The following is a 16,815-nucleotide window of genomic DNA, read 5'->3' as shown; positions in this document are numbered from 1 at the left end:
CACAGAAACTGCATGAAAAATTTTGAGCATCTCTCCCACAAAATCAACACCCTAGAATGCATCAATAAAAATCCGCCACCGCCAATTCCTGCCGAAAAAGGCTCAACTACAGAAATAGCAAAAGTTGTAGCTACTGCTGCATCAATAGCATTACCACCCTGACGCAACATGGCAATTCCCGCATCACTGGCGAGGGGATGTGCTGAAACCACCATTCCCTTTTGGCTGCGTAGAGGTACTGTAATAGTTGCTACTGCTGCTTGGTTGCACAAGACAACGCCAAAGGAAAAGACAGTGATAGCAATGCGTCGGGATCTAGCAAGAATACCCATTTTATAATTTTTGTGAGTAATTATTGATTACCTTAGATACTGTCACCTTTTCGTTCTTTTTCAGCAATCCCTAAGTACATTTTGTATTCCAGCACCTTCAGGATAATTTGCAGTACCTTAGTGATGCCACCGCCATCCGCTATTCTCCATGATCATTGTCGGAGTCATACTAGATAAAGGAGTAGCGAGGTGCGAGGTGGTGCGCTTTGCGCGATCGCTCATAGCAAATAACAGCGAAAGATCACCAGTAGCAGACAGAGATTTAGCCATTATTTGATGAAGGTTCGTAAAAATGACACAGGAATTAACTGACCTGAGAAATAGCATTTTACAAGGACGTTACGCAGATGCTTTGGCAATTGTGGATGAGTTAGAGGGGATGAGTAAGCAAGCAGTTTTGCGTAATATACAGTCTTATGTAAATATCTTGTTAATTCATTTAATTAAAAATCAAATAGAACAGCGATTAACAAATTTTTGGATGGCATCTATTCGCAACTCAATTCGAGAAATTCAAAAGCTGAATACCAAAGAAAATAAAACATCATATTACGTCAATCAAGATGAATGGGAAATGTTGATATTAGAAGAAGTAATTGAAGATGCCATATCTGATGCCAGTGTGGAAGTAATGAATGGTAAATATACGCGCTCTCAATTATCAGCCATTGTGGATAAAAACCAATTGATAACTAGAGCAATTCAATTTCTTGATTTAACTTATTCCTATTCTGCCAAGGAATTACCAACAATTATGGATAATTATCTAATTCACTTACTTGGAGGAGAAATTTGGCGTTAGAAAATACCTAATAAGTGGATAAAATTAAGCTAAATCCTGGCAAGACATTTTCACCAGACAACACTGTAGGCAAATCTTGCACTTCTACGTTTTTTCCTGAGCGATAAATTTCTACTTGCTGCTGTTGAGGGTTAATTAACCATCCCAAATTTACCCCTGCATCCATGTATTCCTGCATTTTCTGACGCAGAGTTGCTAAATCATCGGTAGCTGACCTTAATTCCATGACAAAATCTGGTGCTATAGGAGGAAATTTACGTTTTTGTTCAGGAGTAAGAGCTTCCCATCGTTCACATTTTATCCACGCCGCATCAGGAGAACGGTCTGCACCATTAGGTAATTTAAATATAGTCGAAGAACTAAAAGTGTAGCCGAGTTTTGTTTGTCGATTCCAGATTCCCAAATCAATAATTAAATCAGCTTCTCGATTCCCGCTTTCTCCTCCCACAGGTGGCATAATAATTAACTCTCCGGTGGATGTCCGCTCAAATTTTAACTCCTGATTATTTTGGCATAGCTGATAAAACTGTTCGTCTGTGAGATCAACGGTGTTTAAGTTTAACTTTAAAGGACTAGTAACCATATAAATCACCTAGTTAATCATCGCTTTTTTCGCATTAACTAAGAGGATGTTTGAAAAGTCCTTCATGATGTATCAAATACTTTTAGATCCCCCCTAGCCCCCCCTTCGACAAGCTCAGGGCATCGCTTAAAAAGGGGGGAAATGAATCAAAGTCCCCCTTTGTAAGGGGGATTTAGGGGGATCTGCGAGTGTTTAAAATCACAGCCAATCACTTTTCAAACACGCTCTAATAATAAATTTAGCGCTAGGGCGGGATATTCCCACCCTAATCATCATTTATCCAAAATGTTTGATAATTGCGTCGGCAAATTCAGAACACTTTAAAGGCTCTACTGGTGGTTCTAGCAACCGGGCTAAATCATAGGTGACTTGACTACTAGCGATCGCCTGGCCTAAACCTTTCTTAACTAGGTCTGCGGCTTCTTGCCAACCCATAAATTCCAGCATCATCACACCAGACAAAATCACGGAACCAGGATTAATCCGATCTAAGCCGGCGTGCTTGGGTGCGGTGCCGTGGGTAGCTTCAAATATGGCACAAGCATCGCCAATATTAGCCCCTGGCCCCATTCCTAAACCACCGACAATGGCCGCAGCCGCATCAGATAAATAATCACCGTTTAAGTTCATTGTCGCCAGAATCGAATACTCATCGGGTCTGGTTTGGATTTGTTGGAAAATACTGTCAGCAATCCGGTCATTGACCATGATTTTGTCTTTCCACTGGCCATTACCGTGGGTTTCCCAAATTGAGTTAAGAACTGTTTCCACTTCTTTGACAATTTGCGCTTTTTTCTCTGGTGTCAAGGAATCATAACCAGGGTCAATCTCACGGGCATTATCTTCTGAGGAGATATCAGGATTTTTCTCTTTGTTGCTTAAAATCCAAGATTCCCGTTCAGTAACGCATTCAGTGCGAAATTCACTGGTTACCAATTCATAACCCCAATCACGAAAAGCGCCTTCGGTGTACTTCATAATGTTGCCTTTATGCACCAAGGTCACTTGTTGCTTGTGTTTGGGTAACAGTAAGGCGTGTTTGATGGCGCGTCGCACTAAACGCTGAGAACCAGTTTTACTGATGGGTTTAATCCCAATACCAGCATCGAGGGGGATTTGTTTTTTGCCGTGTTCTGGGGTGGCGGGAATGAGTTCTTCGTTGAGGATTTTAATCAAGCGATCGCCGATTTCACTTCCCTGTTTCCACTCGATACCCAAATAAATATCTTCCGTATTTTCCCGATAAACAATTACATCTAGTTTTTCTGGATTTTTGTGGGGCGAGGGTGTACCTGCATAATAACGGCAAGGACGTACACAGGCATACAGATCAAAAATTTGCCGCAATGCTACATTTAAAGAACGAATCCCACCGCCGACGGGAGTAGTCAAGGGGCCTTTGATGGCTACACCATATTCTTTAATTGCCGTTAACGTATCCTGAGGCAAATACTGATACGTGCCGTATAAATCACAAGCTTCATCCCCAGCGTAAACCTTAAACCAACTAATTTGACGTTGATTATTGTATGCCTTGGCTACCGCAGCATCTAGTACTTTTTGGGTAGCCGGCCAAATATCAATACCTGTGCCATCGCCCCGAATAAAAGGGATAATTGGATTGTCAGGCACAATTGGCTCACCATTTTTAAAGGTGATTTTTGTTCCGGCTGTGGGGGGGATAATCTTGTCGTACATATTTCAAACACTCCTGAACGATACGCCGCCAGTCCAAAATTCTTTCTTTGACAGGCTTGCAAATTTTGCTATGTCTTTTGTTTACCTAGACACAAGGTGCAGATTTTTCCCTCATTCCCCTTGTACAGTATTTGGGGGTAAACTACTTTTCGCTATCAGTGCTTCACCTTGGAGAACAATCGATAGCCAATCACTTTTTCACTGAACGCTAACAAGAGTAATGGCATGACAGACCCAATGATTTTATCAGGCACTGCTAATGACATCGACTCCCTACGACAATCGTTAATCGCTGGGTCTTTTCAAGTCCAACAACAGATTATCCCACAGTTAGCTAACTTGGGTAATGAAGGATTAGATGTGTTGATGGAATTTTTACGGCAACGACGTGATCACCCAGCGACTTGGATCGATGGCAAAACTTATCAAGTCCTCTACAATTCTGATGCACCCCAAGTCAAAGAATTTCTGCAAACAGACTTCCCTGAAGGAATTGTACCTCTAAAATCAGAGTCAGGGATTAATTACAATCCCTTGCAACAGCTACTTGCTGTCCAGGACTTCCAAGCAGCCGATCGCATGACTATCCAAAATCTGTGTGAGCTAGCAGGTCCAACGGCTGTACAAAGAAAATGGTTGTATTTTACTGAAGTAGAAAATGCGCCAATTGTGGATTTACAAACTATTAACCACCTCTGGATAGTCCACTCCGAGGGCAAGTTTGGCTTTTCGGTGCAGCGCGAAATTTGGTTGAGTTTAGGCAAAAATTGGGACAATTTCTGGCCGAAAATTGGCTGGAAAAGCGGTAATAACTGGACGCGATACCCCAACCAGTTTACCTGGGATTTAAGCGCCCCTAAAGGTCATTTACCCCTGTCTAATCAACTGCGGGGAGTGCGTGTGTTTGCTTCGTTGTTGTCTCACCCGGCTTGGTCAAAATGAGGAATGCTAACGGGATGCTGACCTGACAAAAGACGAGTTTGTGGCTCGGCTGGAGTGATAGTCTAAAAGGAGTTAACCCGCATCTATCTGCATAAATCGAATATTGAAGTTTGAAATCGGCTTATGGCAAAAGTTCAATTAGAAGAAATTAGACGTAGATTTAACAACGTCTCCGCCATCGAGGATATTACCTTTGAAATTCCCGATGGTGAATTTTGGGTATTGGTGGGGCCGTCGGGTTGTGGGAAGTCGACAATTTTACGCACCATCGCCGGCTTGGAATCTGCCACATCAGGTAATCTGTATATTGGCGATCGCCTGATGAATAATGTACCCGCTAGACAACGGGATATTGCGATGGTATTCCAAAATTATGCTTTGTATCCGCACATGACAGTGGCGCAAAACATCGCTTTTGGGATGAAAATGCGGAAGGTTGACCCGAAACTAATTCAAGAACGAGTGGTGAAAGTGGCGCGATCGCTTTCTTTGGAACACCTACTAGATCGCAAACCCAAACAGCTTTCTGGGGGACAGCAACAACGGGTAGCATTAGGACGAGCGATCGCCCGTGAACCCCAAGTATTTTTACTAGATGAACCTCTGTCTAATTTAGATGCCCAGTTACGCGATGATACTAGAGCAGAGTTAAAACAGCTACATCACCAATTGGGAATTACTACTATATATGTGACCCATGATCAAGTCGAGGCCATGACCTTGGCTGATAAGATTGTGGTGCTGGAACGGGGGAAAATTCAACAAATTGGTGATCCCCAAGGTATTTACGCGCGTCCAGCTAATCGCATGGTGGCAACTTTTTTGGGGAATCCTCCCATGAATATTTTGCCGGCAATTTATCAAAATAATGTGTTTGATGTGAATGGCCAGTCGTTGAGTGTTCCGCCTGCGGTGAGGGAACAGGTGCAGTTACGTCAAGGTCAAACTTTTGATTTGGGGATTCGTCCCGAACATATTTATATTGACGAACCACAGAGACAAGGAGAACTTAGAGAGGGGAATTTAGCAGGGTTAACAGTTGAGGTGCAGGTGGTGGAACCTCTGGGAAGGGAGACTTTGATTCGCGCTAGTGTACCGGGTTTGACTTCGGTGTTGAATATTCAAACTAATGCCAATGTCCAGCCGCGTCCAGGCGATCGCTTGTCTCTACAATTAGATTTAAGTCAGTTGTTTGTTTTTGATCCTAAAACTGGTGATCGAATTTCGCCTTTAGATTAGCTATGGCTTGGGGGAAAATTTAACAAAGTGTAGGGGTTTAAGTCCCCGTCTTCTATCAAGCCGCAAATGTTGTGGCGGGGTCTAAATCCACGTTACAACACGTAATTGCGTTCGCGGAGCGTGCCGTAGGCTCTATTGCGAATTGCGAATTGCGAATTGCGAATTGGTTTAACTAGTAGGTACAAGTTTAAATCCTGTAGCGTTCAGGATTTCCGTGTCGCCTTTTTTGACAATGAGGGTGGGAGAGGCATTACCATCTTCGGTAATCGCTTGTGACCAAATGTAGCGATAATCTCCATTCACCCAACCTGTAAAACAGGTACCATCCCGACAGGTGACTTTCCCACCTTTTAAATCTATACAATTGCCTTTGACATCACATCCTTTATAAGTCAGGTTCCCTGTATTATTAACTCCAGTCCAAGAATCTCTATTACCAATGGTAATTGTCCACTTCCCATTGCTGAGGGTTTGTGAGTTGCTAGCTGCGGGTTTACTTGATGTTTTCTTATCCAAAATTTCCATACTGGCAATAATAGATTCTTGGCGACTTTTGCCACATGGTTCAATACTTTCGCAATCATTTAAGGAAGCGATTTCATAAGAGGCGCGGACTTTCTTGTTTAAATATTTTTCTGATTCAGCACAAATTTCAAATGATGCACCTACACGATGTTCAATTCCTTGTTCATCTACTATGGTGGCGTAGCAGATAATATCGCCTGTTACTAATTCTGTGACTGTACCAATTTGTGGTTGTTTATTAGCAACTGGTTGAGCTTGGTTATTACCACTATTAGTCTGGGGGGGTGTAGTTTTTTCTGGTGTAGGTTGCAGCTGATTTTGGGTAACCGTATCAGTTGGCGAATTACCACAACTCGTAATTCCGATTGAGCAAATAATTAACACAATAGCCGGAATTAGCTTATTCATACTCTCTTTTTATGGTTTTGGTGTATTACAATCGCTGCGCGCGGGCGGCTTGGTGATTCCCAATCTAAAATCCAAATATAGTCTGACTCTATAAACCAATACGTGAACTGTATTGCTCTATAAACTACACACCACCTAGTAAAAATTTCGCACCAAGCCTGACCAAACAAGCAATATTATCTTGTCTAATGACTATAATGGTGATTTAAGCTACTAATTACAACTGTAATTTTACTAACTCATCAGGAGGAAACGCACCTTGTTCCGTAATTATGGCTGTAATCAACTCAGCCGGGGTAACATCAAATGCTGGATTATAAAATTCCACACCCAACGGTGTCAGCATCGTATCGCCAACTTGGTATACTTCCTCTGGGTTACGCTCCTCAATGGGAATTTGACTACCATCAGCTAAATCAAAATCAATGGTAGACAGGGGAGCGGCTACATAAAAAGGAATATCATGGGCTTTAGCTGCGATCGCCACACTATAAGTACCAATTTTATTCGCAGTATCACCATTGGCAGCAATGCGATCGGCACCCACAACTACCGCATGAATTAAACCCTGTTTCATGCAATGGGCAGCCATGTTATCAGTAATTACCGTCACAGGAATGTTTTCTTGCACACATTCCCAAGCAGTCAGTTTGGCACCTTGTAAACGAGGACGGGTTTCATCAGCAAATACACGTTCTAATCGCCCTTCTCGCCAAGCGGAACGCACCACACCCAAGGCTGTACCATACCCAGCAGTTGCTAATGCCCCAGCGTTACAGTGGGTCAGGATAGTTAATTTTTCTGGTGTAGTGGGTAATACTGCCAACCCATGATCACCGATGGCCTGACAAGTTTGCAAATCCTCAGCATTGATAGCTTGGGCGGTTTGCAAGAGGTTTTGCTGAATTTCTGCTACTGTCCCTGGGGTTTCGTAGGCAGTTTTCATCATGCGACTAATTGCCCAAAATAAATTTACCGCTGTCGGGCGAGTGGAACGTAATAACTGAGCAACTTTTTCTAAGCGTTCCCAAAACTCATGCTTATCTGTTGTCTCGATTTCTCTCGCGCCCAGATACATCCCATAAGCCGCAGCTACACCAATGGCCGGCGCACCACGGACAATCATAGTTTTAATGGCTCTTGCCATATCCTCGCTACGGTGAATCTCTACTACAGCATATTCGTTGGGTAAACGGGTTTGGTCAATTAAAGTAACTGAATTGTTGTGCCAAATAACGGGGTAAATCATTGAGGAATTGGGCAGATGAGGACGATATTATAAGTATTATCAACCTACTAGGTTGTTGATGAAATATTTACCTTTGGTTGCGGTAACTTCCTACACTTCATGCAAATCGATCTATGAACTTGATTATTGTCGGTGCTAGTTCCAAAGGAATTGCTTTGGCAGAATTAGCGCTGCAAGACGGGCATAATGTGACAATTATTGAAGCCTCAAAGGAGAAGGCACAAGCAGTTTTACAGAAATACAACGTCAAGGTATTTCACGCTGATATTGCTCAGGGAGGCATTTTAGATGAAGTAGGGGCTGATCAAGCAGATGCTTTAATTGCTACAACTAGTGATGATTCAGCCAACCTCATGACTATGTTCCTCGGCAAAGAACGTAATATTTTTACACTAATTAGTATGGTTAATCACAAGGAACATCAAGCATTGTTTGAAAAGTTGGGTGTTGATGTCATTGTAGACCCAGAGATTATTATTGCCCGTTCTCTCTACAATTTGCTGCCACAAGCGTGAAGATTAAGTTTCCCTATTTCCATCCTGGTATTCAATCAATTTTGCACTATGTAGGTTTGTTGCTACATGTACCAGGTATCATGGCTTTAGCTTCATTACCTGTGTGCATTTGGTTTGGCGAGTATGATGCTATTTGGCCATTCTTAGCAACTGCGATCGCGTCTGGCACTACTGGTCAATTCTGTTACCGTCTATTTCGTCACATTCAACCAATTCGTCTCCGTCATGCCATGTTGATTGCTGCCATTAGTTGGGCAATCATCCCACTTTTAGGAGCAATTCCATTTTGGGCGATCGCCATCAATGCTAATTTGCAAACACCGCAAACTGTACTTGAGTTTCAGCACTTTGAAAATGCTCTTTTTGAGGCCTTCTCAGGATTTACTAGTACAGGGCTGACGGTAACACTACATGAAAATGAACTACCTCATAGCTTGCAGTGGTGGCGTTCTTTTACACAATGGATTGGGGGCGTAGGCATAATTGTTTTGGTGCTTTCGACGCTAGAACCGAGTACTGAAGCTGATCAGCTTTATCGTTCCGAGGGACGACAGCAACACATTGGTTTGACTGTTAAGGAAACAGTCCGCCGCATTTGGTGGGTTTACCTGATTTATACTGGTTTAGGGATGATATTGCTGCACATAGCCGGAATGCCTTGCTGGGATGCCATTAACCACGGTTTCACAGGCATTGCTACAGGTGGTTTTAGTATCCGTGATCAAAGTCTAGGTAGTTACAGTCCGATGATTCAATTGGCTGTCATTCCCCTAATGATTGCTGGAGCTATTAGTTTTCCTATCCACTACCAGTTAATCACTCAACGGCGCTTGTCTGCACTTTGGCAAGATTCACAACATCGAGCTTTGTGGCTATTGTTGTTTTTAGGAGTGCTAGCGCTATTATTAGAAACTTATTGGTTCAGTGGTACAGTGCTGTGGTTAGATTCCTTGTTTCAATGGGTTTCTGCTTTAGGAACCTGTGGCTTTGAAACTGTTGATTTAGATTCTTGGAGTCCTAGTAGCAAACTATTGTTGAGTTTGGCTATGGTTATTGGTGGGACTGCTGGTTCTACAGTGGGTGGATTGAAGCTACGGCGATTGATAGTTTTTTACAAAGCAGTAGTATGGCGGTTTCGGCAACTTGACCTCAAACCCCATCAACTTATGCGCTATCAACTAGATAATAAAGTATTAACTGAATCCGCAGCCAATAATATGATCGCATCTGCTGCTGTTTTGGCTATCTTGTGGATAGGAGCGATCGCCCTGGGAGTTTTAATATTGCTTCATCTTGTCCCTGAAGCTAGCTTGATTAATATAGTTTTTGAAACTGCTTCTGCTTTAGGAAGTGTCGGTTTATCTGTAGGCATTACCGGGCCAGATTTACACTGGCTAGGTAAGCTGACTTTAATTGTGTTGATGTGGTTGGGAAGATTGGAAATTATTCCTGTGTTAGTCTTGTTGTCTTCCTTGCTGGGCGTGGGGAATCAGATCAAGCATTAAGTTTGACTAAATGGTCTAACTCTTGCTGCATCTTACTCACAACTAATTCATAACACTCATCGACATACAGGCGATCGCTTGCTGCTTCCCGACCATAGCGTGGGAAAACAATGGGTGGACAAACCCGTGTTTGAATGGGTACAGGTAAGGGAATATTGGGTAGTGGCCCCATTGCTAATCCCCAAGGTAAACCTAAATAAATCGGAAAAACTACAGGATCAACGCCAAATAGCCAAGGCATTCCCCATTCATGAAATTGCCGCAAAACATTATAAATATCAGTCACCACATACAACGTATCGTGGGCCCCATCAGAAATGACAGGGATAATTGGCACATTTTCTCGTAGCGCCAGCTTAATAAATGCTTTTCGTCCAGCAAAATAAATTTTATTCCGCAAATGATGCGGCCGGAAGGTATCTTCTGCACCACCTGGATAGACAAGTAAACTAGCTCCAGCACGTAAAGCACCATAAGCCATTTTCGGATGGGCAATGACTGCCCCAGTTTTGGCAGCCATTTGGGCAATTGGGGGGCTAACTTCCCATACTTTGGGATGCATAAGACCGTAGACAGGCCGCTCAACACCAAATCTGCGGAACCAGTCGTACATCATCATAATCATATCGGGGGCTGCCAGTCCTCCATTGTGAGAACCAACAAATAAGACTTTTTCGTGAGGTTGAATATGATGCCAGCCACTAGTTTGAACTCGAAAATAGTAATGATATAAAAAACTCAAGAAGGGCATCATCGATTTGATGAACTTTGGATCTCTCTCATCTAGAGTCCAACCAAGTTTTGTGTTGGTTTTAAGTTGCGTTTGTAACATCCAGGCATCTGAACAGGATTAGTGAAACTCTTACTATATCTCTTGTTGTGGTTTAAAACATAATAATTTTACTGAGGAATACTGTTTTTAAAGCTATATTTCTCAACTAGTATCTGCGTAAACCACCAAGATTTTAGGGAAACTCTCTGGTTGTCAGAGAGTGGGCAGGATAAAAACCCGAAATATGCCAGTCAATGCCTGGTATTTTCGGTTAAACTGCAAATTTTTATCAGTGTCTTATAGCCAAATTATAACTGTTTTGAGTTATTTTTCATACACACGTTTATTCCCTAGTGGCATAGCATATATACAAAAAATAATTGTAATTTTTTTGACAGATTCATATATCTGAGTTTTATTATCAAAAATTTTGTGGAAACTACTCACATTACGAAAATCTCTGTCTTGTCAATCATTACGGCAGAATTAAACTTAGTTTTTTGATTTATTTCTAATTGCCATTTTGGCAATTCATGAAAATTATGATGTGATATGTTGATAAGTATTACCAGAATTGCTTATGATTAAAACACTGAGTACAACATAAATGTTTGTTCTTTTTGTGTATATAATAAATTTTCCTGATAACCTATTAAATTTAATTTTTGCTATTTTATATAATTCAAGGTGTATTACCACTTTCAAGCTATATCGGCGGGATCAAACCCGTCTTTTCTTTTTGACTTTCAGCCAACGGTATGAGGCAGATATTCAACTTTAAATGTAGTTTAAAATACCAAATTCAAGTAATATCAGTTTTTCGGGTATTTGGACACATCCTATGGGAAGATGACCAAGTACGAAAATAATAGGTAAATTAGTCCGGGATGTTGTTATGCACTGGATTTATAGTGAGGTTTGGTGAAGAGCCAAGCCTCTTTTATTATTTTGATGAGACACCCCAGGCAAGACAAGGGACTTCCAATTAAAAAAATAATCAGTCACTGTGTAAGTTCGCGGAGCATCTCCCAGAGAGGACTAAAGTCCTCACTACAAACTTAAAATATGCCAGTTGCGTAAGTCCTAGTGGACAATCAAATCTTTCTTTGGGTAGTAGTGTTTTCGCCCCCTCAAGCAAGATGGTTAACGGTAGGAGGTGAAAATGCGTCAACTTATTATCCAAGTGCCACGAGGAAACGGAAAAGCAGTTATTGAAATTGCTAAATCTCACAATGGCACCAACCTGTCACGATTTGAAGGGAATGCAGACGAACCCATTGACGTGGTGATGATCCATGTTTCTAATCAAGAAGTTGGGAAAGTCCTAGAGGAATTGCAAGATTTACCCAAAGCACAAATTACTCTCATACCCACGGGTGTAATGACTCTGCAACCCCCAGCGTCGGAAGCACCGCAGCAGGTTGTAGATGTGGAGGAACGCAGCCCGATTGAGATTCTGCTCTCCGGTTTGCAAAGTGTTGGCTCTTGGCAAGGCTTTCTCGGTTATGCCGCACTCGCAGGCTTTGTTGTCTGGATTGGCTTGTATACTAATACACCTTATTTGTTGGTGGCAGCGATGCTGATTGCACCGTTTGCAGGCCCGGCAATGAATACAGCAATTGCTACTGCATGGGGCGATCGCCAACTCCTGGGGCGGAGTATTCTTCGCTATTTTTCAGCTTTAACGGTCACAATAGTCACGACTTGGCTACTTAGTCTGATATTACAGCAAGAAATTCCCACCTCTTTAATGCTAGATAATAGCCAAGTTTCAGCAGTTGCAGTGATTTTACCATTGGCAGCCGGAGCAGCAGGGGCGCTAAACTTAGTTCAATCAGAGCGGAGTAGTTTAGTATCTGGAGCCGCAACCGGAATGTTAGTTGCCGCTTCCTTAGCTCCACCTGCGGGAATTGTGGGGATGGCAAGTGCCGTTGGCAGATGGGACATGGTAACTTCGGGGCTGTTCTTACTGTTGTTGCAACTATGCGGTATCAACTTTTCAGCAACACTTGTGTTCCGATTATTTGGGCTGTCTGCCCAAGGAACTCGCTATCAGCGTGGTAAAAAACGAATATTCGGCATTTCCTTAGTGATCACTGTCATTGCATTGGCAGGGTTGCTTACTTGGCAGTTTGCTAATTCCCCTAATCTACAACGCTCTAGTCTTGCCCAACGTGCCAACGCTGAAGTTCAGAAAACTGTGGCACAAGTTGGTTTAGCAAAATTAGTCGAGTCAAATGTGCGCTTCACACGCTCCGATATTGAAGATCAAGATACTCTGCTTTGTGTGGTTTATGTACAGCGTCAACCCCAAGTTACAGCTTCTGCTGAAGAAATTCGTGATCGCCTCACCCAATCAATTCAAACTCATTTATTGCAACAAGACTTTAACGTCACACCTTTAGTTGATGTGAACGTTCTAGAAACCCCAACTGTAAGAGGCAGGGGAGCAGGGGAGCAGGGGAGGAAGGGGGAGAAAAGGCTTACAGCTAATAAAATCTTTTAGGGTAATACCATAGCGAAGCGATCGCCTGGATATCCACACCGTGAGAATGCAGCAGCCACGCGTTAAGCTGGGTAAAAGTAGCTTTTTATTGCACTTTTGATCTCCAAATTAGCTGATTCTGTTAATTTTTAATTTTTCCTGCTTGAGAAACCCGGAATGCTAGACCACATTTTTGATTATCTGCACTTTAATTTCAGCGTTGAAGCCCCGATAGTCCTGCTGATCCTGGTTTTATTAGAGGCGGTGCTATCTGCTGATAATGCTATCGCCCTGGCTGCGATCGCCCAAGGACTAGAAGACAAAGAACTAGAACGTAAGGCCCTGAACTTTGGTTTAGTGGTTGCCTATGTGCTGCGAATCAGCTTAATTCTCACTGCCACTTGGATACAGAAATACTGGCAATTTGAATTATTAGGTGCTGCCTATTTGCTGTGGTTGGTATTCCAACACTTTACCTCAGAAGAAGCCGACGACAACCATCATCACGGCCCGCGTTTTAACTCTTTGTTGCAAGCGATACCTGTAATTGCCTTTACAGATTTGGCATTTTCTTTGGATAGTGTGACAACTGCGATCGCGGTTTCTCAAGAAAAGTGGCTAGTACTCACAGGTGCGACAATTGGGATTATCACCCTGCGATTTATGACGGGATTATTTATCCGTTGGTTAGATGAATTTAAAAACCTCGAAGATGCAGGTTATATAACTGTGGCGTTTGTGGGTTTGCGCCTGTTATTGAGAGTTGTGAACGATAATTTAGTCCCACCAGAATGGGTTGTGATTTCGGCGATCGGCCTAATTCTAGTCTGGGGATTCTCTGTGCGTAATGTCATTGAAGTAGCTGAAGTAGAACCCGAAAAGAGTGAAGTAGAGACTAGAGGCTAGAGGCTAGAGGTTAGGGGCTAGAGGCTGGGGGCTAGAGTATGAGGGATGTTAACCAGCTCCCCTGCCCCCTGCCCCCCTGCTCCCTAATTTACTCTTTCAGCCACGGTGTTAAATGTGGTTGCCAACTAACTAATTCTTCTTCTTTAAACCACAGAGCTATTTCTCTTTGTGCGGTTTCTAAAGCGTCAGAACCGTGGATCAGGTTGCGACCAATATTCGTGCCAAAGTCGCCCCGAATTGTTCCTGGTTCTGCGGTTAAGGGGTTTGTGGCCCCAATAATTTTTCTGGCAGAAGCAACAACGCCTTCACCTTCCCAGACCATCGCTACTACGGGGCCGGAGGTGATAAATTCAACTAAGCTAGCAAAAAAGGGTCGTTCCCGGTGAACATCATAATGCTGTTCTGCTAGTTCTCGGCTGACTTTCATGAACTTTAAGCCCACAAGGGTAAAACCTTTACTTTCATAGCGACGGATAATTTCTGCCACTAGTCCACGCTGTACGCCATCAGGCTTAATTGCTAAGAATGTGCGTTCCAAAGCTATCTCCCAAAACTTAATACATTTTTTATTTGGTCGTTGTTTATATCCTTTGTCTTGTGTCTTTTGTTCACAGTGTAGAGATTTTACTCTTGACTAATGACAAATAACTCATGACTAATGACACGTAAGCAATGACCAATCAGAGTTTATCTCAGAAATTATCTCTGAGTGCATATCGGTTGCAAGTTGAATGCGTTAAATTGTTAATTCGTGGGTGAAACACAGAGGTCACGAAGAAATGGGTGTTGAATCAACTGCTACATCAGAGGAGGTAGTAATGCCTTCCAATGGACACAAGTCGGAAGTAAAAAATCACAAGCAAAAAAAGCTGCTACCACCTAGTAATCCTACAGGAGATTTACCTCGTTCCTGGAAAATAGAGGATAGTGAAGCGCTATACCGCATAGAAGGATGGGGAGAGCCTTATTTTTCCATTAATGCTGCGGGTCATGTCACAGTTTCCCCCAAGGGCGATCGCGGGGGTTCTCTGGACTTGTTTGAATTGGTCAACGCCTTGAAGCAACGTAACTTGGGACTGCCTTTGTTAATTCGCTTCTCTGATATTTTGGAAGACCGGATTGAGCGGTTGAATGCTTGTTTTGGTAAAGCGATCGCCCGTTACAATTACCCTGGGGTTTATCGTGGCGTTTTTCCTGTTAAATGCAACCAAGAACGCCATTTAATTGAGGATTTAGTTAAATTTGGCAAACCCCATCAATTTGGTTTAGAAGCCGGTTCTAAGCCCGAATTAATGATTGCTCTAGCTTTGCTGGATACACCGGGAGCATTGCTCATTTGCAACGGCTATAAAGACCGGGAATACATCGAAACAGCAATGCTATCCCAAAGACTAGGACAAACACCAATCATCGTCTTAGAACAGGTAGAAGAAGTGGATTTGGTAATTGCCGCTCATCGCCAGTTAGGAATTAAACCGATTTTAGGTGTGCGTGCCAAATTAAGCACCCAAGGTATGGGCCGCTGGGGTACTTCTACAGGCGATCGCGCTAAGTTTGGGTTGACAATTCCAGAAATCATGGAAGCTGTCAACAAGCTACGCGATGCTGATTTGTTGGATTCATTGCAGTTAATGCACTTTCACATTGGCTCACAAATTTCTGCCATCAATGTGATTAAAGATGCCATCCAAGAAGCTAGCCGCATCTACGTAGAGTTAGCGATGTTGGGTGCAGATATGAAGTATCTGGATGTCGGTGGTGGCTTGGGTGTAGATTATGACGGTTCACAAACCAACTTCTACGCCTCCAAAAACTACAACATGCAAAACTATGCCAACGATATCGTGGCAGAGTTAAAAGATACTTGTGCCGAGAGACAAATTCCCGTACCAACACTTGTGAGCGAAAGTGGTCGAGCGATCGCCTCACACCAATCTGTGTTAATTTTTGATGTTCTCAGTACTAGTGACGTTCCTCTAGAATTACCAGATCCCCCACAAGAAGGAGAATCCCCCGTCATCAAATACTTGTGGGAAACGTACCAATCCATCAACCTAGAGAATTATCAAGAGTTCTACCACGACGCAGCCCAATTCAAAGAAGAAGCCATCAGCCGTTTCAACTTAGGAATACTGCGCCTGCAAGAACGCGCCAAAGCCGAGCGTCTTTACTGGGCTTGTTGTCAAAAAATTCTGGAAATCACCAGACAGCAAGAATACGTACCCGATGAACTGGAAGACCTAGAAAAAATCATGGCTTCCATTTACTACATCAATCTTTCGGTGTTTCAATCAGCGCCAGATTGTTGGGCCATCGACCAGTTATTCCCCATCATGCCCATACATCGCCTAGACGAAGAACCCGTACGGCGAGGAATTTTAGCAGACCTCACCTGTGACAGCGATGGCAAAATCGACCGCTTTATTGACCTGCGGGATGTCAAGTCAGTCCTAGAACTGCACACCTTTAAGCCCGGAGAACCCTATTATCTAGGGATGTTCCTCAATGGAGCCTACCAAGAAATCATGGGGAATTTGCATAACTTATTTGGTGACACCAACGCCGTTCACATCAATTTGACACCCAAAGGCTATCAAATTCAACACGTTGTCAAAGGTGACACTATGAGCGAAGTCGTCAGCTACGTACAGTATGACGCTGAAGACATGGTAGAAAATATCCGCAAGCGCTGTGAAAAAGCCTTAGAAGAAAAGCACATCACTCTAGCAGAGTCCCAAAGACTGTTACAAACCTATGAACAAAGTTTAGGGAGATATACGTATCTTAATAGCTAGAGATTAGGGAGATGGGGAGATGGGGAGATGGGGGGATAGGGAGATGGGGAGATGGGGAG

General features: G+C 42.9%; 16 protein-coding genes. 8 read left to right on the top strand and 8 right to left on the bottom strand.

Annotation, left to right across the window (positions count from 1 at the left end):
- Positions 1 to 332: gamma-glutamyltransferase (locus ACM0OS_RS24060; protein ID WP_414545701.1), on the bottom strand; the 332-nt coding region annotated here is incomplete at its 3' end.
- 117 nt (positions 333 to 449) lie between these two features.
- Complete coding sequence (locus tag ACM0OS_RS24055) at positions 450 to 602, bottom strand: hypothetical protein (RefSeq protein ID WP_414545700.1); 153 nt, start codon at positions 600 to 602, stop codon at positions 450 to 452.
- Between the two features lie 22 nt (positions 603 to 624).
- Between ACM0OS_RS24055 and ACM0OS_RS24050 the strand changes: the two genes are divergently transcribed.
- Positions 625 to 1,134: a DUF29 family protein gene (locus ACM0OS_RS24050; RefSeq protein ID WP_414545699.1), complete on the top strand. Its 510-nt coding sequence runs from the start codon at positions 625 to 627 to the stop codon at positions 1,132 to 1,134.
- Positions 1,135 to 1,141: 7 nt separating this feature from the next.
- Here the strand turns inward: ACM0OS_RS24050 and ACM0OS_RS24045 are convergent, their stop codons facing one another.
- Both ACM0OS_RS24045 and ACM0OS_RS24040 read right to left on the bottom strand, forming a co-directional pair.
- Complete coding sequence (locus ACM0OS_RS24045) at positions 1,142 to 1,717, bottom strand: Uma2 family endonuclease (RefSeq protein ID WP_414545698.1); 576 nt, start codon at positions 1,715 to 1,717, stop codon at positions 1,142 to 1,144.
- A 276-nt stretch (positions 1,718 to 1,993) separates the two neighbouring features.
- Positions 1,994 to 3,415, bottom strand: coding sequence for an NADP-dependent isocitrate dehydrogenase (locus ACM0OS_RS24040; RefSeq protein ID WP_414545697.1), 1,422 nt, complete (start codon positions 3,413 to 3,415; stop codon positions 1,994 to 1,996).
- Positions 3,416 to 3,640: 225 nt separating this feature from the next.
- Here ACM0OS_RS24040 and ACM0OS_RS24035 point away from each other — a divergent pair, with 225 nt between their 5' ends.
- Both ACM0OS_RS24035 and ACM0OS_RS24030 read left to right on the top strand, forming a co-directional pair.
- The gene (locus tag ACM0OS_RS24035) at positions 3,641 to 4,357 is read left to right on the top strand and encodes a GUN4 N-terminal ARM-like repeat domain-containing protein (protein WP_414545696.1); all 717 of its coding nucleotides are present in this window, start codon (positions 3,641 to 3,643) and stop codon (positions 4,355 to 4,357) included.
- A 123-nt stretch (positions 4,358 to 4,480) separates the two neighbouring features.
- Positions 4,481 to 5,596 (top strand): ABC transporter ATP-binding protein, encoded by a 1,116-nt coding sequence (locus ACM0OS_RS24030; RefSeq protein ID WP_414545695.1) that lies wholly within the window; start codon positions 4,481 to 4,483, stop codon positions 5,594 to 5,596.
- 168 nt (positions 5,597 to 5,764) lie between these two features.
- Here ACM0OS_RS24030 and ACM0OS_RS24025 read toward each other — a convergent pair whose 3' ends face one another.
- Together ACM0OS_RS24025 and mtnA are read right to left on the bottom strand one after the other, a co-directional pair.
- The gene (locus ACM0OS_RS24025; RefSeq protein WP_414545694.1) at positions 5,765 to 6,529 is read right to left on the bottom strand and encodes a hypothetical protein; all 765 of its coding nucleotides are present in this window, start codon (positions 6,527 to 6,529) and stop codon (positions 5,765 to 5,767) included.
- A gap of 217 nt (positions 6,530 to 6,746) precedes the next feature.
- The gene (gene mtnA / locus ACM0OS_RS24020; protein WP_414545693.1) at positions 6,747 to 7,778 is read right to left on the bottom strand and encodes an S-methyl-5-thioribose-1-phosphate isomerase; all 1,032 of its coding nucleotides are present in this window, start codon (positions 7,776 to 7,778) and stop codon (positions 6,747 to 6,749) included.
- A 113-nt stretch (positions 7,779 to 7,891) separates the two neighbouring features.
- Between mtnA and ACM0OS_RS24015 the strand changes: the two genes are divergently transcribed.
- Both ACM0OS_RS24015 and ACM0OS_RS24010 read left to right on the top strand, forming a co-directional pair.
- Positions 7,892 to 8,293 (top strand): potassium channel family protein, encoded by a 402-nt coding sequence (locus ACM0OS_RS24015; protein ID WP_414545692.1) that lies wholly within the window; start codon positions 7,892 to 7,894, stop codon positions 8,291 to 8,293.
- A complete protein-coding gene (locus tag ACM0OS_RS24010) occupies positions 8,290 to 9,798 on the top strand; it encodes a TrkH family potassium uptake protein (protein ID WP_414545691.1) in 1,509 nt (502 codons plus the stop codon). The genes ACM0OS_RS24015 and ACM0OS_RS24010 overlap by 4 nt, the downstream gene beginning before the upstream one ends.
- Here ACM0OS_RS24010 and ACM0OS_RS24005 read toward each other — a convergent pair.
- Entirely contained in the window at positions 9,788 to 10,630 is an 843-nt protein-coding gene (locus tag ACM0OS_RS24005; protein WP_414545690.1) for a lysophospholipid acyltransferase family protein, read from the bottom strand. The genes ACM0OS_RS24010 and ACM0OS_RS24005 overlap by 11 nt on opposite strands.
- 1,102 nt (positions 10,631 to 11,732) lie before the next feature.
- On the opposite strand from ACM0OS_RS24005, the gene ACM0OS_RS24000 reads away from it, so the two are divergent.
- Entirely contained in the window at positions 11,733 to 13,076 is a 1,344-nt protein-coding gene (locus tag ACM0OS_RS24000) for a TIGR00341 family protein (RefSeq protein WP_414545689.1), read from the top strand.
- A 156-nt stretch (positions 13,077 to 13,232) separates the two neighbouring features.
- Entirely contained in the window at positions 13,233 to 13,961 is a 729-nt protein-coding gene (locus tag ACM0OS_RS23995; protein ID WP_414545688.1) for a TerC family protein, read from the top strand.
- Between the two features lie 88 nt (positions 13,962 to 14,049).
- Here ACM0OS_RS23995 and ndk read toward each other — a convergent pair whose 3' ends face one another.
- Positions 14,050 to 14,499 carry a nucleoside-diphosphate kinase gene (gene ndk / locus ACM0OS_RS23990; protein ID WP_414545687.1) on the bottom strand — a complete coding sequence of 150 codons (450 nt, stop codon included), beginning with the start codon at positions 14,497 to 14,499 and terminating at the stop codon, positions 14,050 to 14,052.
- A 241-nt stretch (positions 14,500 to 14,740) separates the two neighbouring features.
- On the opposite strand from ndk, the gene speA reads away from it, so the two are divergent.
- The gene (gene speA, locus ACM0OS_RS23985; RefSeq protein WP_414545686.1) at positions 14,741 to 16,756 is read left to right on the top strand and encodes a biosynthetic arginine decarboxylase; all 2,016 of its coding nucleotides are present in this window, start codon (positions 14,741 to 14,743) and stop codon (positions 16,754 to 16,756) included.
- The last annotated feature ends 59 nt before the right edge of the window (positions 16,757 to 16,815 follow it).

It is taken from the genome of Nostoc sp. CCY0012 (assembly GCF_963920855.1).
In the GTDB taxonomy this organism is placed as follows: Bacteria; Cyanobacteriota; Cyanobacteriia; order Cyanobacteriales; family Nostocaceae; genus Cyanocohniella.
Note: the sequence above shows the minus strand (reverse complement) of the source record. Positions and strands in the feature narration are given on the sequence as shown.